We start from the raw sequence: 1,709 nt of genomic DNA on the forward strand, positions 1-1,709 counted from the left end.
TCTCAGGGCTCCTGACCGCCGGCGACCGTGGGACCGGGCCCACCTCCACCAGCCCACGCCGACCGTTTAGCCCTGAGCCACCCGCTGCCGACCAAGACGCGACCGCCGGCCACAAAGCACCCGGCCCACTCGAGAAGGCTCCCCGGCGGACCTGACCGGGCTCCCCTCCCGCTCCGCCGTTGCCAGCGCCTTTCCCCGCAGGCAACGCCCGCGTCTCGCCGGGGAACCCAGGGCTCCTGACCGCCGGTGACCGTGGGACCGGGCTGATCTCCACCAATCCACGCCGACCGTTTAGCACAAAGCCTCCCGCTGCCGACCAAGACGCGACCGCCGGCCGCGAACGCCCGGCCCACTCGGGAAGGCTCCCCGGCGGACCTGACCGAGCCGCCCACCCTTCCGCGCCGTTGCCAGCGCCTTTCCCGCCGAGCAACGCCCGCGTCTCGCCGGGGAACCCAGGGCTCCCGGCCACCGGCGACCCCGGGACCGGGCCCACCTCCACCGGCCCACGCCGACCGTTTAGCACTGAGCCACCCGCTGCCCACCAAGACGCGACCGCCGGCCGCGAACACACAAAGCCACCCGCACCCCAGCCCAGCCCACTCCACCCCACCAACACCCAACCCCATAAGCCGAATTCGATCACCACGCATCCGATCGCTGCGCCCGTCCGTCGGATACCGTGCGCTCGACGTATAGACCAAGGCCGTCGCCCCTCGTGTGATCCACCGGGAGCCGTGCTCGGCGCAGACCCGGTCCGTTCGGCCCTCGCACCGGAACCGTGCCCGCTTCGCGCGCGAGCAGAAGGCCGCCTCTCACGCCCACCCGATTCGGTCGACCGGCAACAGACCAAGACCCCGTTCCCAATCGGCCTCCGCGCGCCCGGCGACCGTGGACACAACGCGGTCTGCTCACCGGCGGGATAGTGGGTGTAGTCGTACGCGCGCCCGGTGTCGGCGAGGTCGGACACCGGGCCGGCGGCGCGCTCGGCCGCTCCGCACAGTACGTAAGGGATGCACCGTCTCGGGCTGTGGAAGCGGAAGAAGTTTGTTGACGAACCATCCCGAATCGGCCGCAGGCGATCAGTCCAGGTCGTGCAGCACCACGTCGGTGATCTTGCCCGCGTCGGCCGTCAGGGTCATGTACGTGTGATGTGGTTGGCGGCGTCGGTCGGTGGGTGAGCCGGGGTTGAGCAGGCGCAGTCCGGAGTCGGTGACGGTGTCCCAGGGGATGTGGCTGTGGCCGAACACCAGGACGTCCACGTCCGGATACCGGGCCGCGCACCGGCGTTCCCGGCCCTCCGCCGGGCCCGTTTCGTGAACGACGGCGAATCGCACGCCGCCCAGTTCGACCCGGGCCACCTCGGGCAACCGGCTGCGCAGATCCGGGCCGTCGTTGTTGCCGTAGACGCCGATCACGCGACGCGAGTGCGCCTCGAACAAGTCCAGCGCGACCCCGTCGACCCAGTCACCCGCGTGGATCACCACGTCGACCGTCGCCAACTCGGCGAGCAGGCGCTCGGGAACGGCCTTGGCGCGTTGGGGTACGTGCGTGTCGGACGTGAGAAGAACTCGCATACCGCCCACACTACGAGCCGCCCCCGGTCCTGGGGCGGCATCGAGCGCACGTCCCGCGCACGTCCCGCACAAGTCCCGCGCAGTTTCCGCGCAACCCCGCACGATTCCGGCCGGTGTGCGGCCGCGCCCCAGGAC

Annotated in this window: 1 protein-coding gene; it reads right to left on the reverse strand. The window is 71.3% G+C overall.

Annotated features, from left to right (window positions below; all coding sequences use genetic code 11):
• Positions 1 to 1,079: 1,079 nt before the first annotated feature.
• Positions 1,080 to 1,574 (reverse strand): metallophosphoesterase family protein, encoded by a 495-nt coding sequence (locus ACFXMF_RS47700; protein WP_379989462.1) that lies wholly within the window; start codon positions 1,572 to 1,574, stop codon positions 1,080 to 1,082.
• Positions 1,575 to 1,709: the final 135 nt, after the last annotated feature.

This window comes from Embleya sp. NPDC059213, from assembly GCF_042754445.1.
In the GTDB taxonomy this organism is placed as follows: domain Bacteria; phylum Actinomycetota; class Actinomycetes; order Streptomycetales; family Streptomycetaceae; genus Embleya.

What these genes read in the sequence shown, in the direction of transcription:
- ACFXMF_RS47700 (WP_379989462.1), bottom strand. Translation starts at nt 1,574, where the DNA reads ATGCGAGTTCTTCTCACGTCCGACACGCACGTACCCCAACGCGCCAAG.